The organism is Flindersiella endophytica (assembly GCF_054779015.1).
Genome location: NZ_BAAGYY010000009.1, coordinates 512,299 through 538,111 on the forward strand (window position 1 = coordinate 512,299; position 25,813 = coordinate 538,111).

At 70.5% G+C, this 25,813-nt stretch carries 26 protein-coding genes; 18 read left to right on the forward strand and 8 right to left on the reverse strand.

Annotated elements, in window-relative coordinates; genetic code table 11:
* Positions 1-33: 33 nt before the first annotated feature.
* The 3 genes from ACYVF6_RS07745 (at position 34) to ACYVF6_RS07755 (ending at position 2,568) form a co-directional block, all read left to right on the forward strand.
* Positions 34-738, forward strand: coding sequence for an ABC transporter ATP-binding protein (locus ACYVF6_RS07745; RefSeq protein WP_460517764.1), 705 nt, complete (start codon positions 34-36; stop codon positions 736-738).
* Positions 735-1,934 carry an ABC transporter permease gene (locus tag ACYVF6_RS07750; protein ID WP_460517766.1) on the forward strand — a complete coding sequence of 400 codons (1,200 nt, stop codon included), beginning with the start codon at positions 735-737 and terminating at the stop codon, positions 1,932-1,934. Before ACYVF6_RS07745 ends, ACYVF6_RS07750 begins: the two co-directional genes overlap by 4 nt.
* A gap of 193 nt (positions 1,935-2,127) precedes the next feature.
* Complete coding sequence (locus ACYVF6_RS07755) at positions 2,128-2,568, forward strand: hypothetical protein (protein ID WP_460517769.1); 441 nt, start codon at positions 2,128-2,130, stop codon at positions 2,566-2,568.
* Between the two features lie 17 nt (positions 2,569-2,585).
* Here ACYVF6_RS07755 and ACYVF6_RS07760 read toward each other — a convergent pair whose 3' ends face one another.
* Positions 2,586-3,332 (reverse strand): alpha/beta fold hydrolase, encoded by a 747-nt coding sequence (locus tag ACYVF6_RS07760; protein ID WP_460517772.1) that lies wholly within the window; start codon positions 3,330-3,332, stop codon positions 2,586-2,588.
* Positions 3,333-3,434: 102 nt separating this feature from the next.
* On the opposite strand from ACYVF6_RS07760, the gene ACYVF6_RS07765 reads away from it, so the two are divergent.
* From ACYVF6_RS07765 to ACYVF6_RS07775, 3 genes are all read left to right on the forward strand, one after another.
* Positions 3,435-4,415, forward strand: coding sequence for a helix-turn-helix transcriptional regulator (locus ACYVF6_RS07765; protein ID WP_460517775.1), 981 nt, complete (start codon positions 3,435-3,437; stop codon positions 4,413-4,415).
* Positions 4,416-4,460: 45 nt separating this feature from the next.
* The gene (locus ACYVF6_RS07770; protein ID WP_460517778.1) at positions 4,461-5,393 is read left to right on the forward strand and encodes a S1C family serine protease; all 933 of its coding nucleotides are present in this window, start codon (positions 4,461-4,463) and stop codon (positions 5,391-5,393) included.
* Between the two features lie 85 nt (positions 5,394-5,478).
* Positions 5,479-6,465 carry a malate dehydrogenase gene (locus ACYVF6_RS07775; RefSeq protein WP_460517782.1) on the forward strand — a complete coding sequence of 329 codons (987 nt, stop codon included), beginning with the start codon at positions 5,479-5,481 and terminating at the stop codon, positions 6,463-6,465.
* Between the two features lie 70 nt (positions 6,466-6,535).
* On the opposite strand, the gene ACYVF6_RS07780 is transcribed toward ACYVF6_RS07775, so the two are convergent.
* From ACYVF6_RS07780 to ACYVF6_RS07790, 3 genes are read right to left on the reverse strand one after another with little or no spacing between them, the layout of a single operon-like run.
* Entirely contained in the window at positions 6,536-7,504 is a 969-nt protein-coding gene (locus ACYVF6_RS07780; protein WP_460517784.1) for an SRPBCC family protein, read from the reverse strand.
* Positions 7,501-7,830, reverse strand: a complete 330-nt coding sequence (locus ACYVF6_RS07785) for an ArsR/SmtB family transcription factor (protein WP_460517787.1) — start codon at positions 7,828-7,830, stop codon at positions 7,501-7,503. The genes ACYVF6_RS07780 and ACYVF6_RS07785 overlap by 4 nt, the downstream gene beginning before the upstream one ends.
* Positions 7,831-7,863: 33 nt before the next feature.
* Positions 7,864-9,018, reverse strand: a complete 1,155-nt coding sequence (locus tag ACYVF6_RS07790) for a flavin-dependent monooxygenase (RefSeq protein WP_460517789.1) — start codon at positions 9,016-9,018, stop codon at positions 7,864-7,866.
* Positions 9,019-9,086: 68 nt separating this feature from the next.
* On the opposite strand from ACYVF6_RS07790, the gene ACYVF6_RS07795 reads away from it, so the two are divergent.
* The 5 genes from ACYVF6_RS07795 (at position 9,087) to pheA (ending at position 13,833) form a co-directional block, all read left to right on the forward strand.
* Entirely contained in the window at positions 9,087-9,611 is a 525-nt protein-coding gene (locus ACYVF6_RS07795; protein ID WP_460517792.1) for a TetR family transcriptional regulator, read from the forward strand.
* Positions 9,602-10,786 carry an anhydro-N-acetylmuramic acid kinase gene (locus ACYVF6_RS07800; protein WP_460517795.1) on the forward strand — a complete coding sequence of 395 codons (1,185 nt, stop codon included), beginning with the start codon at positions 9,602-9,604 and terminating at the stop codon, positions 10,784-10,786. Before ACYVF6_RS07795 ends, ACYVF6_RS07800 begins: the two co-directional genes overlap by 10 nt.
* Positions 10,783-12,339: an NADP(+)-dependent, decarboxylating phosphogluconate dehydrogenase gene (gene gndA / locus ACYVF6_RS07805; RefSeq protein ID WP_460517797.1), complete on the forward strand. Its 1,557-nt coding sequence runs from the start codon at positions 10,783-10,785 to the stop codon at positions 12,337-12,339. Before ACYVF6_RS07800 ends, gndA begins: the two co-directional genes overlap by 4 nt.
* Positions 12,336-12,788, forward strand: coding sequence for an RpiB/LacA/LacB family sugar-phosphate isomerase (locus ACYVF6_RS07810; protein ID WP_460517799.1), 453 nt, complete (start codon positions 12,336-12,338; stop codon positions 12,786-12,788). Before gndA ends, ACYVF6_RS07810 begins: the two co-directional genes overlap by 4 nt.
* 103 nt (positions 12,789-12,891) lie before the next feature.
* Entirely contained in the window at positions 12,892-13,833 is a 942-nt protein-coding gene (pheA, locus tag ACYVF6_RS07815) for a prephenate dehydratase (protein WP_460517801.1), read from the forward strand.
* On the opposite strand, the gene ACYVF6_RS07820 is transcribed toward pheA, so the two are convergent.
* Positions 13,811-14,608 carry a helix-turn-helix domain-containing protein gene (locus ACYVF6_RS07820; protein WP_460517803.1) on the reverse strand — a complete coding sequence of 266 codons (798 nt, stop codon included), beginning with the start codon at positions 14,606-14,608 and terminating at the stop codon, positions 13,811-13,813. The genes pheA and ACYVF6_RS07820 overlap by 23 nt on opposite strands.
* Positions 14,609-14,695: 87 nt before the next feature.
* Here ACYVF6_RS07820 and ACYVF6_RS07825 point away from each other — a divergent pair, with 87 nt between their 5' ends.
* Positions 14,696-15,070 carry a nuclear transport factor 2 family protein gene (locus tag ACYVF6_RS07825; protein ID WP_460517805.1) on the forward strand — a complete coding sequence of 125 codons (375 nt, stop codon included), beginning with the start codon at positions 14,696-14,698 and terminating at the stop codon, positions 15,068-15,070.
* 54 nt (positions 15,071-15,124) lie between these two features.
* The gene (locus ACYVF6_RS07830) at positions 15,125-15,562 is read left to right on the forward strand and encodes a DUF4446 family protein (RefSeq protein ID WP_460517807.1); all 438 of its coding nucleotides are present in this window, start codon (positions 15,125-15,127) and stop codon (positions 15,560-15,562) included.
* Positions 15,563-15,564: 2 nt separating this feature from the next.
* Here ACYVF6_RS07830 and ACYVF6_RS07835 read toward each other — a convergent pair whose 3' ends face one another.
* Entirely contained in the window at positions 15,565-16,191 is a 627-nt protein-coding gene (locus ACYVF6_RS07835) for a TetR/AcrR family transcriptional regulator (protein WP_460517810.1), read from the reverse strand.
* 81 nt (positions 16,192-16,272) lie between these two features.
* On the opposite strand from ACYVF6_RS07835, the gene ACYVF6_RS07840 reads away from it, so the two are divergent.
* The gene (locus tag ACYVF6_RS07840) at positions 16,273-17,862 is read left to right on the forward strand and encodes an FAD-dependent monooxygenase (RefSeq protein WP_460517812.1); all 1,590 of its coding nucleotides are present in this window, start codon (positions 16,273-16,275) and stop codon (positions 17,860-17,862) included.
* Positions 17,852-18,811: an alpha/beta hydrolase gene (locus ACYVF6_RS07845; RefSeq protein WP_460517814.1), complete on the forward strand. Its 960-nt coding sequence runs from the start codon at positions 17,852-17,854 to the stop codon at positions 18,809-18,811. Before ACYVF6_RS07840 ends, ACYVF6_RS07845 begins: the two co-directional genes overlap by 11 nt.
* Before the next feature lie 74 nt (positions 18,812-18,885).
* Here ACYVF6_RS07845 and ACYVF6_RS07850 read toward each other — a convergent pair whose 3' ends face one another.
* A complete protein-coding gene (locus ACYVF6_RS07850) occupies positions 18,886-19,215 on the reverse strand; it encodes a hypothetical protein (protein WP_460517816.1) in 330 nt (109 codons plus the stop codon).
* Positions 19,216-19,476: 261 nt separating this feature from the next.
* Here ACYVF6_RS07850 and ACYVF6_RS07855 point away from each other — a divergent pair, with 261 nt between their 5' ends.
* Together ACYVF6_RS07855 and ACYVF6_RS07860 are read left to right on the forward strand one after the other, a co-directional pair.
* Positions 19,477-19,722 carry a hypothetical protein gene (locus tag ACYVF6_RS07855; RefSeq protein ID WP_460517819.1) on the forward strand — a complete coding sequence of 82 codons (246 nt, stop codon included), beginning with the start codon at positions 19,477-19,479 and terminating at the stop codon, positions 19,720-19,722.
* 119 nt (positions 19,723-19,841) lie between these two features.
* On the forward strand, positions 19,842-22,826 hold the full coding sequence (locus tag ACYVF6_RS07860; RefSeq protein ID WP_460517822.1) for a sacsin N-terminal ATP-binding-like domain-containing protein: 2,985 nt from the start codon (positions 19,842-19,844) through the stop codon (positions 22,824-22,826).
* Between the two features lie 16 nt (positions 22,827-22,842).
* Here ACYVF6_RS07860 and ACYVF6_RS07865 read toward each other — a convergent pair whose 3' ends face one another.
* On the reverse strand, positions 22,843-24,414 hold the full coding sequence (locus tag ACYVF6_RS07865; protein WP_460517824.1) for a bifunctional phosphatase PAP2/diacylglycerol kinase family protein: 1,572 nt from the start codon (positions 24,412-24,414) through the stop codon (positions 22,843-22,845).
* A 103-nt stretch (positions 24,415-24,517) separates the two neighbouring features.
* Here ACYVF6_RS07865 and serS point away from each other — a divergent pair, with 103 nt between their 5' ends.
* On the forward strand, positions 24,518-25,795 hold the full coding sequence (serS, locus tag ACYVF6_RS07870) for a serine--tRNA ligase (RefSeq protein WP_460517827.1): 1,278 nt from the start codon (positions 24,518-24,520) through the stop codon (positions 25,793-25,795).
* The last annotated feature ends 18 nt before the right edge of the window (positions 25,796-25,813 follow it).

Sequence of the window (25,813 nt, forward strand, 5' to 3'; positions counted from 1 at the left end):
AGTCGTCCCGTGAGTCGTCCCGTGAGTCGTCCCGTGAGTCGTCCCGTGAGTGTCGTGGAGTTGCGCGACGTCTGGCGTACCTATGTCGGCGTACAGGCGGTTCGCGGTGTCTCGTTCGCCATCGAGTACGGCGAGTTCGTCGCGATCGTCGGGCCGTCCGGCTCGGGCAAGTCGACGATGCTGCACCTGATGGGCACGCTCGACCGGCCGAGCAAGGGGGTCGTACGCGTCGACGGCCACGACATCTCCGCGATGTCGGACCGCAGGTTGTCGGCGTTGCGTGCCCGCCGGGTCGGGTTCGTCTTCCAGCAGTTCTTCCTGTCCGTCGGGCAGTCGGCGATCGACAACGTGGCCGACGGCCTGATGTACAGCGGGGTGCCGTTGCGCGAACGCCGGCGCCGCGCGGAGGCCGCGCTGCTGCAAGTCGGTCTCGGGCACCGGCTCGACCACCGTCCACATGAGATGTCCGGTGGTGAACGCCAGCGGGTGGCGATCGCCCGGGCCGTCGTCGGGCAACCGCCGTTGCTGCTGGCCGACGAACCGACCGGGAACCTCGACAGCCACTCCGGCGAGGAGGTCCTGCGGTTGCTGAACGAGCTGCACGCGAACGGCACGACGGTCGTGGTCATCACCCACGACCACGACGTCGCCGCGGCCATGCACCGGCAGATCGAGATGCGGGACGGCCGGGTGGTCGCCGACTCCGGAACACCTGTCCTGGAAGGAGTCGGACGATGAACCGGCTGAAGGGATCGAAGCTGCGGGCTCGCGATGTGATCCGGGTCGGCGGGCACGGCCTGCGTACCCGGCCGCTGCGGGTCGTGCTGTCCGCGCTGGGTATCGCGATCGGCATCGGCGCGATGGTCGCGGTGGTCGGCTTGTCGTCGTCCAGCCAGGCCGAGCTGAACCGGCTGCTCGCGCAGATCGGCACGAACCTGCTGACCGTCGCGCCCGGCCAGACGCTCGGTGGCGAACAGGCACAGCTGCCGGACGAGTCGGTCGCGATGGTCGAACGGATCGCGCCGGTCGAGCATGCGACGGCGACGGGAACGGTGGCAGACACCCACGTCTACCGCAACGACCACATCCCGGAGGAGGAGACCAAGTCGATCGCCGTGCTGGCCGCCCGGCTGGACCTGCTCGACACGGTGAGCGCGACGGTCGCGAGCGGCCGCTGGCTGAACGCGGCGACGTCGGAGTACCCCGGCGTCGTGCTCGGCCGGACCGCGGCTGAACGGCTCGGCCTGTACAAGGCGGGGCCGGACGTGCTGGTCTGGCTCGGTGGCGAATGGTTCAACGTGGTCGGGATCCTCGACCCCGCGCCGTTGGCTCCCGAGCTCGACAGTGCCGCACTGGTCGGCTGGCCGGTCGCCGAGCAACGGCTGGCATTCGACGGGCATCCGACGACGATCTACGAGCGTTCCTCCGACGCCGCGGTCGAAGCGGTGCAGGCGGTGCTGCCGCAGACCGCGAACCCGGAACACCCCGAAGAGGTCAATGTCAGCAGACCTTCTGACGCCTTGGCTGCCAAGGCCGCGGCCGACGAGACGCTCACCACCATGCTGCTCGGCCTCGGCGGAGTCGCGTTGCTCGTCGGTGGCGTCGGTGTGGCGAACACGATGGTGATCTCGGTCCTCGAACGCCGCAACGAGATCGGCCTGCGGCGTTCGCTCGGAGCGACCAAGGGACACATCACGGTTCAGTTTCTTTCCGAAGCCCTGTTGCTGTCCGGGATCGGCGGAGTAGCAGGAGTCGTGGTGGGTCTCGTGGTTACCGCCGGGTACGCCATGTCGCAGCAGTGGCCGACTGTCGTTCCACCATGGGCGATGGCCGGCGGTGTCGGCGCGACCTTGCTCATCGGTGCGATCGCCGGTCTCTACCCGGCCGTCCGCGCGGCCCGGCTCGCACCCACTGTCGCGTTGGCGACAACCTAGCCAGGACCTGTCTACGACCGAGAACGGACGTAGACATGTCCATCGGGGGCCCGGAGGCCGTCCCCGAGGTGATGCGGTCGACGCGGCCCGAGCGATAGGTGCAGAATGTTCACCCTTGGGGATGTGGGCCTGGGATTGGGCCCTGGGCAATGAGCGCTGCGCTGGTGTGGATGGGATCTGAAGGGTGAGGGTCGTGTTGATTCCGCTGTTCGTCGTTGCCGTCCTGGCTACGGTGGCCGGAGTCGTACTACTGGGACGAACAGATCAGTGGCACGGCCTCGCGCCCTGGTTCGACAGGGGACTGCGTCTGCTCTCGGTCGGGCTCGGTGCGCTGGCCGCGCTGCTGGCGTTCTTCAAGGTGACGGCGAACGGCTTCGCCGTCGTCCAGGTGCTGCTGCTCGTCGGCCTGCCGTTGGTTGTCGTCGTGCTCGCCACGTTTCTGCCGCTCTCGACGCGTGGCAACCAGATCGCGGGCTGGCTCGGCGCTGCTTTCCTGGTGGGCTTCGTGATCGTGCAGGCGTCGGGCGTCGGTGCGTACTTCGTGCTGCCCGCGCTCGTCATGGTCGCGGCGGCGGTGGCCGTGACGCCGCTACCGGTGCATGTCGCGCGCTGGCTGCACGTCGAGCCCCGATAGCGACGACCGCGGGTCGCTCAGGCCAGGCCGTCGAGGGTTTCGGCGAGCTTGGCCGGTTCGGAGAACATCGGCCAGTGGCCGGTGGGCACGTGCGCGAACTCCCACTGCTTGCCGCCGAAGCCGGCGAAGAACGGATGGCCGTCGGCGATCATCTGGTCGACCTGCTCGAGCGGGAACATGCATGTCACCAGCGCGTGCGGGATCGTGTTCCGGGCAGTCTCGTTGGTGTGGACCGGCCGCTGGGCGTTCGCGGCCAGCGGCTGGTCGACCGCCCGGCTCGCGAACGTCGCGCGTTCCTGCTCGCCCAGCCCTCTGATGATCGCCTCGTCGAAGTCCTCCCAGCGCGGCAGCGGACCGCGCCAGCCGTTCTCCGGGTCGTCCTTCATCCGTGCGAGTGCCGCGTCGCGCGCTTCGGGGCCTTCGGTGTCGAGCTGCGAGACGCCGCTCGGCAGCGGGCCGCTCTCGACGTAGACCAGCTTCGCGATCCGTTCCGGGATCCGCTCGGCGGCTCCGGTCACCGGCAGCCCGCCGTAGCTGTGCCCGACCAGCACCACGTCATGCAGGTTCGCGTACTCGATGGTGTTCACGATGTCGTCGACATGGGTGTCGAGCGTCACCTGCGCGCCGGCCAGGTGCACCCGGTCACCGAGACCGGTCAGCGTCACCGGATGAACCGCGTGCCCGGCCGCCGTCAGCCGTTCCGCGACCTGCTCCCACGCCCAGCCACCGAGCCAGTTCCCCGCCACGAGCACGTACGTCGCCATCTCGGAAGTCCTCTCGTTCGTCGTTGATGTCGAGGCTAAGCTTGAATCCGGGCGGATTCGGTCCGCATTGGCTCTGCTATTTACCGACGAAAGATGTGATCTGTGCCGCACTCGGCGTCCCGCGTGCTCGCGATGCTCGAGCTGCTCCAGGCGCACCACCGCCTGACCGGCGTCGAGCTGGCCGAGCGGCTCGGTGTCGACCAGCGGACCGTCCGGCGCTACGCCACCCAGCTGATCGAGCTCGGCATCCCGGTCGAGGCGGACCGTGGCCGGCACGGCGGCTACCACCTGCTGCCCGGATTCAAGCTGCCGCCACTGATGTTCACCGACGACGAGGCGACAGCTGTTGTTCTCGGCCTGCTCGCCGGTCGCGTCGTCGGACTGAGCACGACGTCGTCGACCGGACCGGCCACGGAGACCGCGCTGGCCAAGGTGCAGCGCGTGCTGCCCCGGCCGCTCGGCGAGCGGATCACGGCCGTCCAGGACACGCTCGGCCTCACGCTGCGGCCACGCGAGGGCGTCGCACCCGAGACGGCGACCGTGCTGACGCTGGCCGCCGCGGCGCACCAGCACCGGCGGGTCCACCTGGAGTACGGCTCGTGGCGCGGCGAGCGCACCGAACGCGACCTCGATCCGTACGGCCTGGTCGCCCACGGCGGGCGCTGGTACGTCACCGGCTTCGACCATCGGCGTTCGCAGGTCCGCACGTTCCGCCTGGACCGGATCGCGAGCCTGCGGCTGACCGCCGAGACGTTCACGCCACCCGACGACTTCGACCCGGTGGGCCACGTGGTGACCTCGCTGTCGAACGTGCCGTACGCCCACGAGGTCGAGGTCACGCTGCGCACGACGATGGAGCTCGCCCGGCGCCGGATCCCGCGCTCGGCCGCCCGGCTCACCCAGGCCGGCGACGACTCCGTACTGCTGCGCTCGCGGGCGGAGTCGTTGGACGGCATGGCCCAGCTGCTGGCGGGCCTCGGCTGGCCGTTCGTCGTCCACCGTCCTCCGGCGTTGCGTCAGGCCGTCCGCCGCCTGGCGGTTTCGCTGCAGGCGTACGCCGAAATGCCGGCGACCGACGCATAGTTGTAATCGTGTAATCAACCTTGCGTTCGGGAGGGGACGGCCGGCATGGACGCCTACTCGGAAATCGTCACGCGGGTCGCGGACGAGCTGATCCCAAGAGTCGCGAGCCTGAATGTCCGATTTGAGACATCAAGTGGACGCAACGAGGGAGCGGGCTCGGGAGTGGTGTTCACAGAGGATGGTTATGTCCTCACCAACGGGCATGTCGTGCAACATGCGCGTGAGGGCCACGCAGCGTTCGCCGATGGCACTGAGGCCGCCTTCGATGTCGTTGGTGTCGACCCTCTGTCCGATCTGGCCGTGCTCCGGGTCCGGCGGCAGGCGCCGGACCCGGCACGGCTGGGCGACGCCGACCAGTTGAAGGTCGGCCAGCTGGTCGTCGCGGTCGGCAACCCGCTCGGGCTGGCCGGCTCCATCACCGCTGGTGTGGTCAGCGCGCTCGGCCGCTCGCTGCCGGCCCGCGACGGCCGTACGGTCCGGCTGATCGAGGATGTCATCCAGACCGACGCGGCCCTCAACCCCGGCAACTCCGGTGGCGCGCTCGCGACCTCGGACGGCGAGGTGGTCGGCATCAACACCGCGGTCGCCGGCATCGGCGTCGGGCTCGCGGTGCCGTTGAACGCCACCACCCGCCGGATCATCGGCGAGCTGATGCACGATGGCCGCGTCCGGCGGGCCTACCTCGGCCTGGTCAGTACCCCAGCCCCCGTTCCGGCCGGGCTGGCCGGCAAGCTCGGGTTCGCCAAGGCCCTGCGGATCGCCGAGGTGGTCGGCGGCAGCCCGGCCGAGGCCGCCGGCCTGCACCCCGGCGACCTGCTGCTGGCCGCGGGCGGCAAGCCCACCCGGCGCGCGCAGGACCTGTCGTCGTTGATGTTCGCCGAAGCCATCGGCCACCCGATCGAGCTGACCGTGCTCCGCAACGGCGCCATGGTCGACGTGATCGCCGTCCCGTCCGAGCTGACCGCCCGCCGGCGTTAGCGCCTGGACGGCCGTCCCTCGAACCCTCGGCGGAGGGTCTGCCACCTCGCCGGCCGCGGGTGCCGATCGCGTAATCTGCCGTGCCATGACGAAATCTCCCGTACACGTGACGATCAGCGGCGCGGCCGGCAATGTGGCGTACCCGTTGCTGTTCCGCATCGCGTCTGGTGAGCTGTTCGGGCCGGAGACCCCGGTCGTGCTCCGGCTGCTGGAGATCGAGCCCGCGCTCGGCGCGCTCGAAGGCGTCGCGATGGAGCTCGACGACTGCGCGTTCCCGCTGCTCGCCGGCATCGTGCCGACGGCGAAGCTGGAGGAGGCGTTCGACGGCACGTCCTGGGCGCTGCTGATCGGTGCCATGCCGCGTAAGCAGGGCATGGAGCGCGGCGACCTGCTGTCGATGAACGCCGGCATCTTCGGCCCGCAGGGCCAGGCGATCGCGGCGCACGCGGCTTCCGACGTACGCGTCCTGGTGGCGGGCAACCCCTGCAACACCAACTGCCTGATCGCGGCGTCCAACGGTGCCGACGTGCCGGCCGACCGGTGGTTCTCGATGACCCGCCTGGACGAGAACCGCGCCAAGGCACAGCTCGCCAAGCGCGCGGGCGCCGGCTTCGGTGAGGTCACCAACCTGGCGATCTGGGGCAACCACTCGGCGACGCAGTACCCCGACGCGTTCCACGCCAGGATCCAGGGTCGCCCCGCCCAGGACGTGATCGGCGACGACGCCTGGCTGCGCGGCGACTTCCTCACGACCGTCCAGCAGCGTGGTGCCGAGATCATCAAGGCTCGCGGCGCGTCGTCGGCTGCTTCGGCCGCCAACGCCGTCCTCGACTCCGTACGTTCGATCGCGTTCGGCACGCCCGAGGGTGACTGGACCTCGCTGGGTGTGCAGAGCCGCGGTGAGTACGGCGTCCCGGAGGGCCTGAACTTCAGCTACCCGATCGCCACCGACGGCAGCCAGTGGCACGTCGTCGAGGGCATCGAGCACGACGCCGAGGCGCAGGAGCGGATCCGCAAGACGACCGACGAGCTGGTCACCGAGCGCGAGCTCGTGAAGGACCACCTCCGCTGAGCACTCGTTGGCCGGAGAGTCCGAACAGGTCCGCCGGCTCGGCCAGTTAAGTGGCGGCGGGAAACACGACCTAGCCCGGTCGGCGAAGTGCCGAGCGGGCCAGGGAGAACTCGGCTTCCCAGTCCTCCTCTGCCGGGTCGGTGCCGGCGAGATGGGTCGCGAGCACGGCCAGGTACGCATGCCACCCAGCGGCGTACCCAGGTGCGGGCCGGGCCTCCACGCCGGTCTGCAAGAGCTCGAGCCGGGTTCCGCCGCCGGCTGGAGCGAGCCGCATCGTCACCTCCGACTCGGTTTCCTCGTGGTCCCACTTCCATGACGTGACGAGCAGGTGGTCCGCCTCGCAGGTCCGTACGGTGCCGGTCGCCCTGCCGTTGGTGAAGGTCGCCGTCCAGGCGCTGCCGGACTCCAGCAAGACCGTCGCGAACCAGCGACGCAGCCGCGCCGGGTCGGTGACCGCGGACCACACGTCGGCAGGCGCGGCGGCGTACTGGCGTTCCGCGCGGAGGACGGCCGTCTCGCCTTCCACCGCGACCGACGGCAAGGGCTTGGCGTCCAGCGCCGCCCAGACCGGAGCCAGGGCGGCTTCGTTCGCAGGCCACGAGATCGCTTCGGGGTCGGCGGCGCGGACCAGAGCGTCCAGCCGCTCCAGGAAGTCCTCCCAGCCCGGGCCGTAGCCGGCGGCGCGAGCCGGTGCCAGCCGTTCGTGCTCCAACTCCAGCAGTGTTCCGCCTCCCTCGGCACGGAGCCGCAGCTCGACTTCGGAGTCCGGCTCGCCGGGATGCACCCACTGCACCCGCAGGCGTTCGGAAGGCTCACACACTTCGATCCGGCACTGCACGCGAATCTCGTCCGTCATGTCGACGACGGCGGTGCCGCCCTGCTTCAGTTCTCCGCTCACCTCGGCGAACCAGCGGCGCAGCCGCTCCGGCCGGGTCCAGGCGTCCCACACCTCGGCCGCGGTCGCGGCGTAGTGGCGCCGGATCAGCAGTGCCCTCGCGTCGCCGGCCAGCCGGACGTGCCGGTGCGTGCTCTCGCTCACGATGTCTCCTCTCGTCTGCCCCGCCGCAACTCGGTGTCCAGGGCGTCCAGGCGCTGTGTCCAGAAGCCGCGATAGCGGTCCAGCCAGGCGTCGATCTCCCGCAGCGGACCAGGCTCGAACGCGTAGATCCGGCGCGTGCCCTCTGCTCGTACGGTCGCGAAGCCGTTCTCGCGCAGCACGCGCAGGTGTTGTGACACCGCTGGCTGCGTGATCCCGAACTCGTCCTGCACAACGGCGCTCACCTCACCGGCCGGCAGCTCACCGTCGGCCAGCAGCTCGAGAATCCGCCGCCGCACCGGATCGCCGAGGACGTCGAACGCGTGCATGTCGCCGACTATTTCAGAGTGCGCTTAAATAAGTCAAGCCTTAAGTTCGGCCAGTACGGGTGGTTCCCAGCCGAAGGCCGACCCTGCGGCGTTCGCGAACAACGGCTCCGGAACGCCGAGCGCGATCGCGTTCCGCACCACGCCGACGACCGGGCTCGACGTCTGGAGCAGCCCGGCGAGCCGGCCGGAGAACCGAGCCATCCGCTGGCCACGCGGCCGCCGGGCGGCGTCGTAGGCGGGCAGGCCACCGGCGGCGAGCACCACGGCGTCCTCGATCGCCAGGCACGCGCCCTGCCCGATGTCGGGCGTGACGGCGTGCGCCGCGTCGCCGAGCAGCGCGACCCGGCCGCGGACGAAGCCCGGCAGCCGGGCACGGAGGTAGTAGACGTCGTGCCGGAGCAGCGCCTCTTCGGGCGTGGCCGCCAGCAGGTGGGGGATCGGCCGGTGCCAGCCCCGGAAGCGTTCGACCAGAGGCGCGAGCCGGTGCTCCGGCCGCGCGTGTTCGGGAAGGCTCTCGCCGGCGAACCAGTAGACCTGCCCGTCGTTGATGACCGCGTACCCGAAGCGCAGGCCCTTGCCCCAGGTCTCCGTCAGCACCGCGGGTACGTCGAGCCTCGCTGCGCGATCGGCGGGCACGAGTCCGCGCCAGACGGTGTAGCCCGCGTAGTCCGGCCCGGCGTACCGCGGGAACAGCTCCGCCCGCAGCCGGCTGTGGACGCCATCGGCGGCCACGACCAGGTCCGCCGTCGCGGTCACCGGGCCGCTCGGCGCGTCGAAACGCACCGTCCCCGCCTCCGGGGTGACGCCGACCGCGCGGTGACCCGTGTGCAAGCAGGCGGGATCCAGCCGGCGCAGCAGGATGCGGTGCAGCTCCGCTCGGTGCAGCGCGTAGAACGAAGCGCCGTAACGCCGGTCGATACCGGCGGCCGACAGGTGCGCCAGCCGGCGGCCCGACTGGGCGCGGACCTCAAGGCCGGCTTGGAGCCGGCCCCGCTCCCGCACGTCGTCGCCCAGTCCGAGAACGTCCAGCGCCTTCATCGCATTGGGTGCGATGCCGATCCCCGCGCCGACCGGGCCGATCTCCGGCGCCTGCTCGTAGACCTCGACCTGCCATCCCATGCGCTGGAGCGCGTGTGCTGCCGTCAGCCCGCCGATCCCGGCTCCGACGACGATTGCCGAACCTCTCATGCCGCATCCCTGCCCTCAATCGGTCGTTTGAAACGTTCGCTTGAAACGGACGATATAACATGTGCCGCGTGCCCACCCGAGAGCGGTTGATCGAGACGGCGATCGAGTTGTTCGGCGAACGCGGGATCGCGGCGACGTCGCTGCGCGCGCTGACCGAGACGGCCGGGACCAATATCGCGGCGGTCAACTACCACTTCCGTTCCAAGGAAGGCCTGTTGCGCGCAGTCATCGACGAGACCATGCGTGCGGTCAACGCCGAACGCCGGCGCCGGCTCGACGAGCTCGAGGCGGCGAGCCAACCGCCGCCGGTCCCCGAGCTGGTGCGCGCGTTCGTCGAGCCGGGCCTCCACCCCGACCGTGCGGTCGCGCGCTTCCTCGGCCGGGTGATCAGCGAACCCGACCCTCGGGTCCGGCAGCTGTTCGCCGAGCAGGTCGCCGCGGTCGAGGGCCGGTACGAGGCCGCGCTCGGTGCCTTCCCCTACGCCTGCATGCTCGGGCTGCTGGCCGTCCACCAGTCCGGTGCGTTCGCCGCGCTGGACGACGGCGAGCGGCTGATCGAGTTCATCACCGCCGGGGTGGTCGCATGCGGGTAGCCGGACTGATGTCGGGCACGTCGTACGACGCCATCGACGTAGCCGTCGCCGAGCTGAGCTTCGGCCGCGAACCAGGCGAGATCGAGCTGGTGCCGCTCGGCGCGCTCAGCGTCGACCACGACCCGGCCGTACGCGAGCTGATCGCCGCCGCGTTGCCGCCCGCCGAGGCTCCGCTCGAACTGGTCTGCCGGCTCGACACCCTGCTCGGTCAGGCCTTCGCCGCAGCCGCCCAGCAGGGCATCGACGCGTTCGCCGAGGATCAGGGCTGCGACCTCGTGGTCTCCCACGGCCAGACCGTCTTCCACTGGGTCGAAGCAGGCCGCGCCCGCGGCACGTTGCAGCTCGGCCGGCCCGCCTGGATCGCCGAACGCACGGGCTTGCCGGTCGTCTCCGACCTGCGCAGCCGCGACATCGCGGCAGGTGGTCAGGGCGCACCACTCGTACCGATCTTCGACCTGTTGTTGCTTCCGCCGGCCGGCGCTCCGCGGGCCGCGCTCAACCTCGGCGGCATCGCCAACATGACCGTCATCGCGCCCGGCCGCGACGTCGTGGCCTACGACCTCGGACCCGCCAACGCGCTGATCGACGCGGCGACGACCCGCTTCCACGGCGAGCCGTACGACCGGGACGGCCGGCATGCCGCGGCGGGCACCGTGCACGAAGGACTGCTGGCCGCGCTGGAGGACCATCCGTACTTTCGCCGCGAGGCACCCAAATCCACCGGCAAGGAGCTCTTCAACGCCGCCTACCTGTCCGACCGGCTGGCCGCTTTCGGCGAGCTCCCGCCGGACGACGTGATCGCCACCGTCACCGAGCTCACGGCGCGGATCGTCCGAGCCGACGCGCGTAAGCACGGCGTGACCGAGCTGGTCGTCTCCGGTGGCGGCGCCCGCAATCCGTCCCTCATGAGCCGGATCGCCGAGCACGTCGCGACCAGGCCGATCGACGACTTCGGCATCCCCGGTGACGCCAAGGAGGCCTACGCGTTCGCCCTGCTCGGATTTCTGACCGTCCACGGTTTGCCGGCTGCTGTACCGTCCTGCACGGGAGCTTCCAAGGCTTCCGTGTTGGGCAGCATCACTCCAGGAAAGAACGGCTGGCCACGCCTCGATCCGCCGGGAGTGCCGCCCACCCGGCTGCGGATCGCACCGACAGGCGGGAGAATCGACGCATGACCGATACGAACACCGAGACGACCGCGGCGGAGAAGCCCGAGGATTCGGCGGGGGCAGAGCCACAGGCCGCCGAACCGGCGCCGGCCACAGGTACGACGGGCACGGGGGAGAACGAAGAAGGGGCGCTCGCAGACATCGCGGTGACTGGCCTGGCGACGATGGGGCGCAACCTCGCCCGCAACCTCGCCCGGCACGGCCACACCGTCGCTGTGCACAACCGCACAAAGACTCGCACGGACGCGCTGATCGCCGAGCACGGCGACGACGGGAAGTTCGTTCCGGCCGGATCGCTCGAGGAGCTGGTCCAGTCGCTGAAGCGGCCGCGCACCGTCATCATCATGGTGAAGGCCGGCCCCGGCACCGACGCCGTGATCGACCAGCTGGCCGAGCTGCTCGAGCCGGGCGACATCGTGGTCGACGGCGGCAACGCGCACTACCTCGACACCCGGCGCCGCGAGTCGGCGCTGGCCGGCAAGGGGCTGCACTTCGTCGGCACCGGCATCTCCGGCGGCGAGGAGGGCGCGCTCAACGGGCCGAGCATCATGCCGGGTGGCACGCCCGAGTCGTACGAAACGCTCGGGCCGATGCTGGAGTCGATCGCCGCGAACGTCGACGGCACGCCCTGCTGTGTGCACGTCGGACCCGATGGGGCCGGGCACTTCGTCAAGATGGTGCACAACGGCATCGAGTACGCCGACATGCAGCTGATCGCCGAGGCTTACGACCTGCTGCGCAGCCTGCTGGGCCGGTCGCCGACGCAGCTCGCCGAGATCTTCGAGACCTGGAACGCCGGCGACCTCGAGTCGTTCCTGATCGAGATCACCGCCGAGGTGCTGAAGACACGCGACCCACGTACTGGCGGCTGGTTCGTCGACGTGATCCTCGACCAGGCCGAGCAGAAGGGCACCGGACGCTGGACCGTCCAGGCCGCGCTCGACCTCGGTACGCCGGTGTCGGGCATCGCCGAGGCGGTGTTCGCGCGGGCGTTGTCGGGCCACGCCGAGCAGCGTGACGCGGCCCGGGGCGTGCTGTCCGGTCCGTCGACCGAGGTGACGATCTCCGACCCCGACGCGTTCATCGACGACGTGCGGCAGGCGCTGTACGCCTCGAAGGTCGTCGCCTACGCCCAGGGGTTCGACATGATCCGCGCGGGCAGCGAGGCCTACGACTGGGACATCGACCTCGGTGCGATGGCGACGATCTGGCGTGGTGGCTGCATCATCCGGGCCCGGTTCCTGGACCGGATCAAGGAGGCCTACGACAAGACGGCCGAGCTGCAGTCGCTGCTGCTCGACCCGTACTTCGCCGACGCGGTCTCGCAGGCGCAGGAGTCGTGGCGGCGGGTCGTCGCGGCGGCCGCGTCGGCGGGGATCCCGGTGCCGGGATTCGCCTCGGCGCTGGCCTACTACGACGGGCTGCGGCGGGACCGGCTGCCGGCCTCGCTGCTGCAGGGCCTGCGCGACCTGTTCGGCGCACACACCTACAAGCGGGTCGACGTGCCAGGCGAGTTCCACATTGACTGGTCCGGCGACAAGTCCGAACAGGAGGCGTGAGCGCGTTGCAGATCGCACTTTCGTCGGACCTGTCCGCCGGTGTCGCGACCGTGCTCGCCGACGAGATCCGCAAGCGCGGGCACGAGGTCGTCACGCACGGAGCCTTGAACGCCGAGGAACGCGACGACTGGGCATGGGCATCCGAAGCCGCCGCCCGTGACGTCGCCGAGGGCCGGGCCGACCAGGCAGTCGTGTGCTGCTGGACCGGCACCGGCGCCTCGATCGCCGCCAACAAGGTGCCGGGCGTTCGCGCGGCGCTGTGCGCCGACGCCTACACCGCGACCGGCGCTCGTAAGTGGAACGACGCCAACGTGCTGGCACTGAGCCTGCGCGTGGTGTCGGCTCCGTTGCTGGGCGAGATCCTCGACGCCTGGTTCGAGTCGAAGCCGAGCACGGAGCCGGACGACCGGGCAAACGTCAGCCACGTCGACGAGATCGCCTCGAGCTGACTGCCGTCAGCTGTCGGCGGGAACCCTCGTAGCGGGGTTCCCGTCGACGGCGGCGGACAGCTGCGGCACCAGGCCGTCGACTCGGAGGCGTACTCTTGCCGACATGCCCGGAACCACCCCCGTCCGTTATGCCTATCTAGGCCCGGAAGGTACGTTCACCGAAGCCGCCCTGCGCACGATCCCCGGCACCGACGAGGCCGAGCTGATCCCGTGCGCGACCGTCCCGGTGGCGCTCGACGCCGTACGTTCCGGCGACGCCGACGGCGCTGTCGTACCCATCGAGAACTCCGTCGAGGGCGCGGTTCCGGTCACGCTCGACGAGCTGGCCGGCGGTCACCTGGTGATCACCCGCGAGGTGCTGCTCCACGTCAGCTTCGCGCTGCTGGCCCGGCCCGGCACGTCGCTCGAGGACGTCAAGACCGTCGCCACCCACCCGCACGCGGCGGCGCAGACCAGGCGCTGGGTCTCGGCGAACCTGCCACTGGCCGACGTACAGCTGACCAGCTCGACGGCGGCGGCCGCGGCGGCGGTGGGCGAGCCAGGCTCCACCCTCGACGCGGCGATCGCACCGCCGATCGCGGCCGGCCACTACGGCCTGACCGCGATCGCCGAGGAGATCGAGGACACCCAGGACGCCGTCACCCGCTTCGTTCACGTCGCGCGGCCGCGGCCGGTGACCAAGCCGACCGGCGCCGACAAGACCTCGCTGGTCGCGTTCATCCGCGACGACCACCCGGGCGCGCTGCTGGAGATCCTCGAGGAGTTCTCGGTACGCGGCGTCAACCTGACCCGGATCGAGTCGCGGCCCACCGGCGACGGGCTCGGCCGCTACTGCTTCTCGATCGACTGCGAGGGCCACCTGGCCGAGGCGAGGGTCGGCGAGGCCGTGATGGGCCTGCGCCGGGTGTGTGCCGATGTGCGCTACCTCGGCTCCTACCCCCGCGCCGACGGCACCCGGGTCACCCTGCGCGCCGGCACCACCGACGAAGACTTCCGGGGAGCCGAAGCCTGGCTGGCCGCGCTCAAGGCCGGCCGGACCGAGTAAGAAACCCAGAAATGAACGCCGCGGTCTTCGGGTCAGCGGGATAGAACGCCTCGATCGCGAGCTCCTCCACGGTCACGTCCATCGGCGTGCCGAACGCCGCGCTGATCGAGACGAAGCTCAGCTCGGTCTCGGCGTACCGGTAGCGCAACGGCACCACGATCGATCCGTGGCCGGTCTCGGGCTGCTCGCCACCGGGGTAAGCCCGCAGCTCCTCCCACAGCGTGACCAGCTCCGCCGACCCTGAGCGTTCCGCCTGCCGCCGTAGCCGCGCGAGGATGTGCGCGCGCCACTCGGCGAGGTTCGCGATCCGGCTCGCCATGCCGTCCGGATGCAGGCTGAGCCGCAGGGCGTTCACCGGCGGTTCGAGCAGGTGAGGTGCGGCCCCGGTCAGGAACAGGTCCACGCCCGCGTTCGCGTCGACCAGATCCCAGCCCTGGTCGACGATCAGCGCGGGGTTCGGCTCGTGGGCGTCGAGGAGCCGGCGCAGTGCGCTGGTGACCGCGCTCATCTCGGGTGCGTCCAGCTTCGACTCGGAGTACGCGGGCGCGAAGCCGCCGGCGAGCAGCAGCTGGTTGCGTTCCCGCAGCGGAACTTCGAGGCGCTCGGCCAGGCGGAGGATCATCTCACTGCTCGGCCTGGACCGTCCGGTCTCGACGAAGCTCAGGTGCCGGGAGGAGATCTCGGCGTCCAGCGCGAGGTCGAGCTGGCTGAGCCGCCGCCGCTGCCGCCAGTCGCGCAGCAGCTCGCCGACCGGTCGTTGCTTCGTCGTCACCACGAGCCCGACCGTATGCGACCAGACAGGGCTGGGCCATTACGTCCCACGTAATCGACGGGCTGACGTTCTCCGGCTTGGCTTCGGGTCATGAACAACGATGCGAACGATGTGAACACAGTGGTCGACCGGTACATCCGGTCGTGGAACGAGACCGACACCGAAGCCAGGCGGGCGTTGCTGGCGGAGCTGTGGACCGAAACCGGCAGCTACGTCGACCCGCTGGTCGTCGCGGACGGGCTGGACGCCATCGACGCGACGATCGCGGGGGCGCAGCAGCAGTTCGCGGGTCTGGAGTTCCGCCTCGTGCCCGGCGTGGACGCGCACCACAACCTGGCGCGGTTCAGCTGGGAGCTCGGACCCGCCGGCGGTGAGGCGATCGTGGTCGGGTTCGACGTCGCGGTGCTCGCCGAGGACGGCCGGTTGCGGGCAGTGCACGGCTTCCTCGACAAGGTCCCCGCGTAACGCTTGGCTGAGAAACGCTTGTTGCGAGCACTGTTGATCGGTACGGTGCCGTTCGTGACCGACACAGTGCTCGCCTACGCAGGGATCGCGGTCGGAGTACTCGGACTGCTGGTCGCGGTGTTCGCCCTCATTCGCGCCAATCGCGCCATGTACGGCGCGCCCGGGCAGCTCGTCGACGACGAAGAAGCAGAGCTGGCCCGGCTGCGTTCGGAGCTCGACGGCGTGCTGGTCGGGCTTTCGGAGACGCTTCGTCACATCGCGGTCGTGCGCTACGACGTCGCCGACGAGCTCGACGTCGCGGGCAGCAACCACTCCTGGTCGCTCGCCCTGCTCGACGACGCGGGCGACGGCGTGGTGCTCACGTCGTTGCCCGGTCGCGGCGACCAGCGGACCTACGCCAAGAACATCCGTGGCGGCGAGTGCGACATCGACCTCACCGAGGAGGAGCGACAGGCGGTCGACTACGCCCGTGGCGTCGCTCACGGCCGCTGAGCTCACCCAGGCGGCTGCCTGCTCAGCACGTCGATCAGCTTGCGGTACTCCTCCACGAACCGTTCCATGAACTCCGGAGAGCCCGGATCGGTCTCAGGGCCGAAGATGCTGCGCGCGACGTGTGGCAACGCCACAGGCGCAAGCGCGGCCGCCATCGACATCAGCAGGAAGTACTTCATGTCGAGCTCGGCGGGCAGCTCTCCCGCCGCCTGCCGCCGGCGTAGGTCCTCCACACCCGCGTCCATTCGCGCGGTGCGCGCGTGCGCGCCCGGATCGTCGGTGTCGTAGGTCAAGCCTTCCCAGATCAGCAGCCTGGCGAGCTTCCGGTCCTGCGGTCGCGGCGAGATGAAGCTCGCCGAGAGCTCGCCGATCGTCATGTCCCGCTGTTCGGGAGCGGCTTCGTGCTGGTCCTGCAGCCACTGCTCGGTGATCGCGCGGTAGAGCCCTTCCTTGCCGCCGAAGTAGTACGAGATCAGCTGCTTGTTGGCGCCGGCGCGCGCAGCGATCTCACTGACCCGTGCGCCGGCGTATCCGTGGGCCGCGAACTCGTCGGTGGCCGCTTCGAGGATCCGGGCCTTGGTGCGCTCGGGGTCGCGCTGGCGCCGGGCTGCTGGGGGTTGTCGAGCCATCACGCAAGCGTATCAAACCCTTGGTTGATTGTTTCATCCACTCGGTTGACAGTTTCATCCGTCTGGTTGATACTCGACGGCATGACGAATGAACAACGCACTTCCGTCCTTGTCGTTGGTGGCGCGCTGACCGGCTTGTCCAGTGCGTTCTTCCTGGCCTCGCACGGCGTCGACTGCGTGGTCGTGGAGCGCCACCCCGACCTCCTGCTGCACCCGCGCCTGCGCGGCATCAACCCCCGGACGGTCGAGATCTTCCGGCAGCTCGGCCTGGAGCAGGACATCCGGGCGAACTGCTTCGGCGACCCCGACACCTACGTGTTCCAGCTGATCCGTGCCGAGACCCTGGCCGACGAGGAGTACGGCACGATCGAGGAGGCCGAAGGCGGTGGTGGCCTGAGCGCGGCCAGCCCCTCGCCGTTCGCGCCGATCGACCAGGACAAGCTGGAGATCCTGCTGCGGGCTCACGCGCGGGAACGTGGTGCCGATCTCCGTTTCTCCACCGAGCTGGTGTCGTTCGAGGCTGACGACTCCGGCGTGACGGCTGTCCTGCGTCCGGCCGGCGGCGAGGAGTACACCCTCGCCGCCGACTACCTGGTCGCCGCCGACGGCGCGAACAGCCCGATCCGGAAGGCCCTTGGCATCGAGGTCGACGGCCCGGGCGTGCTCTACAACACGATCACCGCCATGGTCGACGCCGACCTCAACCCCGTCACGCTCGGCCGCGAGGTCGGGATCGCCTACCTGCAGCAGCCCCGGCCGTTCACCGCACTGCTGGCCCACGACCACGAGGCCAGGCAGTGGGTGTTCGCGATGGGCTACGACCCGGAGCGCGAGTCGATCGAGGAGTACACCGACGAGCGGGTCGCCGATGTGGTGCGAGCCGCCTCCGGGCTGCCGGACGTCGAGGTGACCGTGCGGTCGCAGATCCCCGGCACCGAGCTCAAGGTGCTGGGCTTCGCGATCAGCGCCCAGGTGGCGCGGCGGTTCGACGACGAGACCGGACGCGTCTTCCTCGCGGGTGACGCCGGCCGGACCAACCCGCCGACCGGTGGACTCGGCGGCAACATCGGCGTGCAGGACGCGCACAACCTGGCGTGGAAGCTGGCCGCCGTCCTTTCGGGGCAGGCGGGTCCAGAGCTGCTCCAGACATACGCGCAGGAGCGGCGGCCGGTCGCCGAGCTCAGCATGTGGCAGATGTTCGCGCGGTTCGGCTCGCGGATGGGGCAGGGCGCCGAGATCGAGATGATCGACTACGACGCGGTGGCGATGGGCTACCAGTACCGCTCGTCCGCGGTCGTCGGAGCGGCCGAGGACGCCTCGCCGCTTCCGCTGCCGCGGTTGTCCGCCCAGCCGGGCACACGCGCGCCGCACGTGGAGCTCGCCGCCGGCCGGTCCACGATCGACCTGTACGGCAAGGGATTCGTCCTGCTCACCGGCCCGGACGGCGACTGGGACAACCAGGCCAAGGCGGCTGCCGGACAGCTCGGCATCTCGCTTTCGACCCACGTTCTGGACAGCGCGGACGTGCGCGAGCGGCACGGCATCACGGCGTCCGGCGCGGTTCTGGTGCGTCCCGACGGGTTCGTCGCGTGGCGAGCTCCGGACGCATCTGGCGCACCCGGCAGCGAACTGGAGCAGGTGCTGCGTAATCTCCTGTCTCGTGTGGGATAAGGACATCCTCGGCGACGACTACCAAGCTCGTACGCTCGCGTTTCCCTCGGACTACCAAGGCGAGGCGCTCGCGACCCTCGTCAGGCACCGTCCGGCCTCGGTGGCCGGGCCCAGCTCCAGCCGGGCGGTGCTCTACGTACACGGCTACACCGACTATTTCTTCCAGACCCACCTCGCCGAGGCGTTCGCCAAGCAGGGTTACGACTTCTACGCGCTCGACCTGCGCAAGGCGGGCCGCTCGATCCGGCCGCACCACACTCCGCACCACATCCGCGCGATCTCGGAGTACTTCCCGGAGATCGCCGAGGCGGTGCGGATCATCCGGGAGGAGGAAGACCACGACACACTCGTGGTCAACGCGCACTCGACCGGCGGGCTCACGGTCTCGCTGTGGGCCGACAGCGTGCGCGGTCAGGGCCTGGTCGACGCGCTGACGCTGAACAGCCCGTTCTTCGACTTCAACGCCTCAGCCGTGGCCCGCCGGGTGCTGCCGCCGCTGGTCCGGCCGGTCAGCCGCCGCACACCGCTTCGCGTACTCCCGTTGGGCGTCTCGACCGTCTACGGCCGGAGCATCCACGCAGACCACGGCGGCGACTGGACGTACGACCTGGTGCTGAAGCCGCTGGCAGGCGCACCGGTGACCGCGGGCTGGCTGATGGCGATCCACGCAGCGCACCACCAGCTCCACCACGGCCTGGCGATCGACGTTCCCGTGTTCGTGGCGTGCTCGACGCAGACCTACCGCAAGCGCAACGCCCCCGCCGACGCCGCACGCATGGACACCGTGCTCGACGTCGACCACATCGCCCAGTGGACGCCGAAGCTGGGCCCGCACACCACACTCGTCCGCGTTCCCGGCGGCCTCCACGACCTGGCCCTGTCCGCGCGCGAGCCCCGCACGTTCTACTTCGACGAACTCTTCAAGTGGCTCGCGACGTACGGCACCTAGTTTGGTGCGGTCGGACTCTGAAGCTGAGGCCTCTCGGGTAGACGGCTGAGAGGCCCCAGGCCGTACCTCAGGGGCTAACGCGCTCTTGTGCGACTGCCGAAGTAGTAGGCACCGGCACCTATGACCAGCGTTCCTGCGGGATTCAGCAGTTGCTCGAAGAGCGCTCCCGCCTCTGTGGGTGGGAGGCGGAACGCGTTGACGATGGCCGCAAGGACGAGCAGAACGAACAGGACAATGGCCATCCACACCAGCCGTTCGCGTATGCGTGTGTTGCTCTGTTGGATCTCCCGGGTGATGTCGCGCCCCCTCCAAATGACACCGTGAGGGGTCTCTGGGCGCTCGTCTCGATCCAGCGTCCGAGTCTGGTCGGCCTCTTCGTGCTCGAGGCCTCCGGGGGTGATCATCGGGACGTTTCCTCCCGTGCTATCTCGATCTTCGGTTGCAGAGTGCGGGGTCCCTGCGATCCCCGGTTGGTGAACCTGGAGCTCCTCTCCTGTGTTGCTCCCCGAGCGGCCCATCAGCACGGCAGCTTACAGCAGATATACACACAGCGTACGCAAAAAATACGTAATCGATGTTGAAAGCATGTACACTGTGGGTGGATCAAGGGGCGACCGGCGGAAGGTGACTTTGTGAACCGGACGAGCACGCGAGAAGGAAACCGATTGAGCGGCTCTGGCGCTGACTCCGATGGCTACACCAGGCTCTCGGTGAACCTGGCCGCGGAGTCAGCGACCGTCCTGCGAGACCTGGTGCGGCGCCGGCGGGTGACCATCACCGAAGGCATCCGGCGAGCGATCGCGGTCTGGAAGTTCATCGAGGACGAGCAGGACAAAGGAAACCGGATAGCTGTGATCGAAGAGGACGGCGAAGGCAAGACTTCGATCCGAGAGGTCGTCCTTCTCTCCTAACGCCGTCCTCGGTTCGTGGGAAGGGGCTGTGGCGTACTGGCGTGGGCGTTCGCCACAGTCTTTGCCGTGCGACGCCGCACAAAGGTCGCCGGCGCGACGTCGTAAGCCATACTCGCAGGGTGAATGATCCATTCGCGACCACGGCGATCCGCGAGCGCGTGCTCGCGGCCTGGTCCGCCGCGCCCGTACGGTTTCGCGAGGACGCCAACACCGAAGAGGACTACGCGCTCGGAGGTCACCGCGAGCGGCTGCTCGTCGAGCTGGCGCAGAATGCCGCCGATGCCGCGGGACGCGCGGGCGTGCCCGGCCGGCTGCGGCTGACGCTGCGTGAGGGTGACCTGTTCGAGACCGCCGTCCTGGTCGCGGCGAACACCGGCGCACCGCTGGACGCCGAGGGCGTCGAGTCGCTGGCGACGTTGCGCGCGTCCGCCAAGCGCGACGACACCGCGGTCGGCCGGTTCGGTGTGGGTTTCGCGGCCGTGCTGTCGGCCAGCGACGAGCCGATCGTGTTGTCCCGTACGGGCGGAGTGCGCTTCTCCCGCGGCGACACGGCCGAGCTGGTCGCCGAGGCCGCGCAGCACAACGCGGCGCTCGGCGAAGAGCTCCGCCGCCGCGACGGGCACGTGCCTGTGCTGCGCCTGCCGTTCGCCGCCGAGGGCGAGCCGCCGGCCGGCTTCGACACCGCCGTCGTGCTCGCACTGCGCGACGAGCCGGCCGTCGACCTGGTCCGCCGGTTGCTCGCCGAGGTCGACGACGCCCTGCTGCTCGCGCTTCCCGGCCTGACCGCCATCGAGATCGACACCGGCGACGGGATCCGGGAGTTGTCCGGAGCCGACGAGCGGTGGGCGGTGCATCGCGCCGCGGGCATCTGGACCGACGCCGAACGCGGGCGGCTGCTGGCCGACCGTCCGACCGAGGAACGGGCCCGGCTCGGCTGGTCGATGCTGTGGGCCGCACCCCTCGAGTCCGGCGCCGCCATGCCTGCCACCCTGCACGCGCCGACGCCCACCGACGAGCCGGTGTCGTTACCCGCGTTGCTGCTCGCCTCCTTCCCGCTCGACCCCACCCGCCGGCACGTCGCACCCGGGCCGTTGAGCGATCGGCTGGTCGAGCTGGCCGCGGAGCAGTACGCCGAGTTCGTCCGGCAACGTGCCGAGGACGGCGCCGACGTCGTGGCGCTCGTCCCCGTCGGGCTTCCGGCCGGCCCGCTCGACGGCGTGCTGCGCGACGCGATCCTGCAGCGCCTCCCGGGCACCCCGATGCTGCGCTCGGTCGAGGATCCGGAGATCCTGCTGCGCCCGCGCGACGCCGTGACCGTCGAGGACGCCGGCACCGGGCTGGTCCGCGTGCTGGCGCCGATCGTCTCCGGCCTGGTCCCGCCGGCGTCCCGGGCTGCCTACGACGCGCTTGGCGTCCGCCGGCTCCCGCTGGCCGACCTCGTGGACGAGCTGGCCGCCGTCGGCGGCGCGCATCCGCCGCAGTGGTGGCGTGAGCTCTACTCCGCGCTCGACGAGGCGGTCCTCGACCCGCGGCTGCGCGACGCGCTCGGCAGCCTGCCCGTACCGCTCGCGGACGGCCGGCTGGTCCGCGGTGCCCGTGGGCTGGTGCTGCCCACCGACAGCGATGTCCAGGCCGACGCGCTCGGCCTCCTCGCGGAGTACGGACTGCGCGTCGTCCACCCCGACGCCGTGCACGAGACGCTGGAGCGGCTCGGCGCGGTCGCCGCCGACCCGCGCACGTTGCTCGGCGACGGCGCGATCCGTACGGCGGTCCGGGAGTCGGCCGACGACGAGGGCATGACCGATGCCGTGCTCGCGGTGGTCGCCGCCGCGGTCGCGAAGTCCGGCCTGCGACCCGGCGAGCTGCCCTGGCTCGGCGCGCTCGCCCTGCGCGACGACGAGGACGAGCCGACTCCCGCAGACGGCCTGGTACTGCCGGGTTCGGAGGCCCAGGCCATCCTCGATCCCGACGCGTTCGCCCCGGTCGATGCCGGGCTGGTCGAACGCTGGGGCGCCGACGTCCTGCGGGCTGTCGGCGTGATCGGCGGTCTCGGCCTGGTCCAGACGGCCGACGCCGACCTGCTCGACCTCCCCGACGAGCTCGACGACCTGCACGACTTCGATACCTGGGCCGAGGAGCACGGTGCTGGTGCCGGTGGCCTGGTCAGCGAGGTCCACGCGATCCGCGACCTCGACTTCGTCGACGACGAGCAGTGGCCGCGCGCGTTGCGGCTGATCGCGAACGACACCGACCTGCGCCGGGCCCTGCTCGAGCCCGCCAACGTGGTGCTCGCCGACGGCACCGGCCGCCGCGTCCGGTCGTACACCGCCTGGTGGATCCGGTTGCACGTGGAGCTCGACGGCGTGCCGATCGGCGCGCTGGCCGATCCCGAGGCCAGTCCCGCGCTGGCCGCGCTGCTCGAGCCGCCGCCTGCGTGGCTGGCGGAGATCGACCCGGAGGCGCGTACCGGCTTCGGGCTGATCCGCGGTGTCGGCGACCTGGACCCGGTCGGCGTCGGCCAGGTCCTGGCGCGGCTCGCCGATCCCGAGGTCGAGCTGGACGCCGCCGCCATGCTGGCCCTGTGGGACCAGCTCGGAGCCATCGAGGACGCGTTCGCACCGGTCGAGGCGCCGGATCAGGTCCGGGTGCTGGCCGGCGAGGGCACGCGGGTCGTCGACCACGACGAGGCGGTCGTCGTCGACTCGCCGATGTGGCTGCAGCGGACCGACCTCGGCGGTCTCGTGGTGGCCTCCAAGGAGCCGGCCGACCGGCTGGCGGACCTGCTGGACCTGCCGCTGGCGTCCGAGCTCGCAGAGGGTGAGCTCGCCGCGGAGGGCGTGCTGACCGACGTCCCGGACGCCGTACGCACGCTGCTGCCGGAGGCGCCGGAGCACTGGCTCGAGCACGAGGAGCTCGAGGTCGACGGCCAGCCGGTCGACTGGTGGGTCGACGCGGCCGGCCGCCCGCACGCGGCGACGGTCGAGGGCCTGGCGCGGGCTCTGGCCTGGTCGGCGGACCGCTGGACCGACCGCTTCCTGGTCGAGGCCGTGCTCAGCGAGCCCGAACGGGTGGGCGACCTGCTGGCCGACCGCCCGTTCGACTGACGCGCGTTCGGAGCCGTCAGGCGCGGGGCACGCGGACGACCAGTACGCCGGGCTCGATCTCGCAGCGCAGCTGGTGTCCCTCGCCCACGACATCGCCGTCGAGCTGCCGGTTGCAGGCCTCGAGAGCGCGGACGACCACCTTCTTGCCGGTCCAGTGGCTGAGCCGGTCGTCCTGCGCCTTGGACCGGGAGAGCACCCGCCAGGCGAGCTGCGGCCACTCGGTGATCCGCCGCGGCGCCAGCACGACGACGTCGAGCAGCCCGTCGTCGGGCGCGGCGTCGGGGAGCAGGGGGAGCCCGGCGTGCAGCGTGCCGACGTTGCCCACCACGACCATGCGTGCCCGCAGCCGGATCGGCCGGTGGTCGTCGATCTTGATGTCGACACGCACCGCCGGGAACGACAGGTTGCGGCTGAGCGACACGACGTACGCCGGCCAGCCCAGCTTGGCCTTCAGCATCGCCGGGGCCTCGCCGACCACGGCCGCGTCCATGCCGAGCCCGGCCATCACCGCGAACCGGTCGGTCGGCAGCCGGTCGCCGCGGACGCGTACGAGGTCGATCCGCCGGTCCCGCCCGCCGAGCGCGACGCGGATCGCCGTCGCGGGGTCGAGCGGTAATCCGAGGTTGCGGGCCAGCAGGTTGCCCGTGCCGACCGGCACGATGCCGACCGGTACGTCGGATCCGGCGAGCTCGCTGCACACGACCCGGACGGTTCCGTCGCCGCCGGCCGCGATCACCAGGTCGGCCTTGGCGTCGAGCGCCTGCTTGGCCATCGCGTGCCCGGCGTCGTCGACCGTGGTCTCGAACCACAGCGGCTTACGCCAGCCGCGCTCGTCGGCGAGCCGGTTGAGCTGCTGCCGGAACCCGACAGGGTCCTCCAGCTTGGACGGATTGATCACGACGGCCACCCGCCGCCGGCCGTACCCGCGGGCAAGCGCCCGCCGCCGGATCGCGCCGGGAGTCAGGCCGAACGCCAGGCCCATCCCGGCCAGCACCACGATCGCGAACAGCCAGCCGGCCACCACGTCGGACATGAAGTGCAGCCCGAGCGCGACCCGGTCCAGGCCGACCAGCGCCGCGACGAGCAGCCCACAGATCCAGGCCGCGGCCCGCCGCTTCCGGATTCCCCAGTCGCGCTGCACCAGCACCAGGAACGCGCCGATGAACAGTGCGGAGGCGAACGCGTGCCCGGACGGGAAGCCCGAGCCGGCCCGCTCCAGGAACGGCTCCGGCAGCTGGGGCCTCGGCCGTTCGACCGCGGCCTTGACCATGATCTCGACCAGCAGGTTCACGATCACGAGCGAGACCAGCCAGGACGCGACCCGGCGCTCGCCCCGGCGGTAGAGCACGACGGCGACCACGACGGCCAGGCCGCGCCAGACCCACGGGTCGAAGCCGTAGTCGAGGACTTCCAGCACGCTCACGACGAGCGGCGCGGCCTGGAGCAGCTGGTGGAACCAGTCGGCGACCGCCTCGTCGATGGTGGTGACCCAGGACCAGTCGGTGCCGATGCCGACCAGGAGCGCGGCGAACAGGATCCCGGCGGCCGCCATCCCGGCGATCACCAACCGATCCACGACCCTACTCACGATGCAAATGTCTACCCCCACCCGGCGCCGAGGATCCCCACGGGTGCACCCAGTGCACAAACCGGTGGCGGAAAGGTAGGGGCGGACGGCTAATCTCAGAGCCATGATCGACCCCAAACTGCTACGTGACGACCCCGACCGTGTGCGCGAGAGCCAGCGGCGACGGGGCGCCTCGGTCGAGCTCGTCGACCAGGTGCTCGCCGCCGACGAGGCACGCCGCTCGTCGATCGCCACGTTCGAGCAGCTGAGGTCGCAGCAGAAGGCCCTCTCCAAGCAGATCCCCAAGGCGCAGGGCGAGGAGAAGCAGCAGCTGCTGGCCAAGACCAAGCAGCTCGCCGCCGACGTCAAGCAGGCCGAGGCCGCGCAGAGCGAGGTCGAGCAGAGCTACGACCGGCTGATCCGCGAGCTGCACAACCTGGTCGACGAGGACGCGCCGGTGGGTGGTGAGGACGACTTCGTCGTGCTCGACCACGCCGGCCAGCCGCGCGACTTCGCAGCCGAGGGCTTCGAGCCGCGCGACCACGTGGAGCTCGGCAAGCTGCTCGGGGCGATCGACATCGAGCGCGGCGCGAAGGTGTCCGGCAGCCGGTTCTACTACCTCACCGGCGCCGGCGCGCGGCTCGAGCTCGCGCTGATGAACCTCGCGTTCGAGCAGGCGATGTCCTACGGCTTCACGCCGATGATCCCGCCGTCGCTGGTCACGCCGAAGGCGATGGACGGCACGGGCTACCTCGGCCAGGGTGCGGCCGACGACGTCTACCGCGTCGCGCAGGACGACCTCTACCTCGTCGGCACGTCCGAGGTCGCGCTCGCGGCCTACCACATGGACGAGATCCTCGACACCGCGAAGCTGCCGCAGCGCTACGTCGCGTTCAGCCCGTGCTTCCGGCGCGAAGCCGGCTCGCACGGCAAGGACACCCGTGGCATCTTCCGCGTGCACTGGTTCGACAAGGTCGAGATGTTCTCGTTCTGCCGGCCCGAGGACGCCAAGGACGAGCACCAGCGGCTGCTGGCGTGGGAGCGCGAGTTCTTCGACAAGCTCGAGCTGCCGTACCGCGTGATCGACGTCGCCAGTGGCGATCTCGGCGTGAGCGCGGCGCGCAAGTTCGACATCGAGGCGTGGATCCCGACGCAGAACCGCTACCGCGAGGTGACGTCAACCTCGAATTGCACGGAGTTCCAGTCCCGGCGGCTCGGCATCCGCTTCCGCGACGATGACGGTACGCGTCCGGTCGCGACACTCAACGGCACGCTGGTCGCGATGACGCGTCCGATTGTCGCCATTTTGGAGAATCACCAGCAGGCTGACGGTAGCGTTCGGGTTCCGAAGGCGTTGCAGCCATACCTTGGGGGAGCCGAAACTCTGGAGCCGCTTGGATGATCACCAGCCTCACACCGG

What these genes read in the sequence shown, in the direction of transcription:
- ACYVF6_RS07850 (WP_460517816.1), bottom strand. Translation starts at nt 19,215, where the DNA reads ATGATCACCCCCGGAGGCCTCGAGCACGAAGAGGCCGACCAGACTCGG.
- serS (WP_460517827.1), top strand. Translation starts at nt 24,518, where the DNA reads ATGATCGACCCCAAACTGCTACGTGACGACCCCGACCGTGTGCGCGAG.
- ACYVF6_RS07790 (WP_460517789.1), bottom strand. Translation starts at nt 9,018, where the DNA reads ATGAGAGGTTCGGCAATCGTCGTCGGAGCCGGGATCGGCGGGCTGACG.
- gndA (WP_460517797.1), top strand. Translation starts at nt 10,783, where the DNA reads ATGACCGATACGAACACCGAGACGACCGCGGCGGAGAAGCCCGAGGAT.
- ACYVF6_RS07750 (WP_460517766.1), top strand. Translation starts at nt 735, where the DNA reads ATGAACCGGCTGAAGGGATCGAAGCTGCGGGCTCGCGATGTGATCCGG.
- ACYVF6_RS07835 (WP_460517810.1), bottom strand. Translation starts at nt 16,191, where the DNA reads ATGGCTCGACAACCCCCAGCAGCCCGGCGCCAGCGCGACCCCGAGCGC.
- ACYVF6_RS07800 (WP_460517795.1), top strand. Translation starts at nt 9,602, where the DNA reads ATGCGGGTAGCCGGACTGATGTCGGGCACGTCGTACGACGCCATCGAC.
- ACYVF6_RS07785 (WP_460517787.1), bottom strand. Translation starts at nt 7,830, where the DNA reads ATGCACGCGTTCGACGTCCTCGGCGATCCGGTGCGGCGGCGGATTCTC.
- ACYVF6_RS07760 (WP_460517772.1), bottom strand. Translation starts at nt 3,332, where the DNA reads ATGGCGACGTACGTGCTCGTGGCGGGGAACTGGCTCGGTGGCTGGGCG.
- ACYVF6_RS07770 (WP_460517778.1), top strand. Translation starts at nt 4,461, where the DNA reads ATGGACGCCTACTCGGAAATCGTCACGCGGGTCGCGGACGAGCTGATC.
- ACYVF6_RS07825 (WP_460517805.1), top strand. Translation starts at nt 14,696, where the DNA reads ATGAACAACGATGCGAACGATGTGAACACAGTGGTCGACCGGTACATC.
- pheA (WP_460517801.1), top strand. Translation starts at nt 12,892, where the DNA reads ATGCCCGGAACCACCCCCGTCCGTTATGCCTATCTAGGCCCGGAAGGT.
- ACYVF6_RS07840 (WP_460517812.1), top strand. Translation starts at nt 16,273, where the DNA reads ATGACGAATGAACAACGCACTTCCGTCCTTGTCGTTGGTGGCGCGCTG.
- ACYVF6_RS07775 (WP_460517782.1), top strand. Translation starts at nt 5,479, where the DNA reads ATGACGAAATCTCCCGTACACGTGACGATCAGCGGCGCGGCCGGCAAT.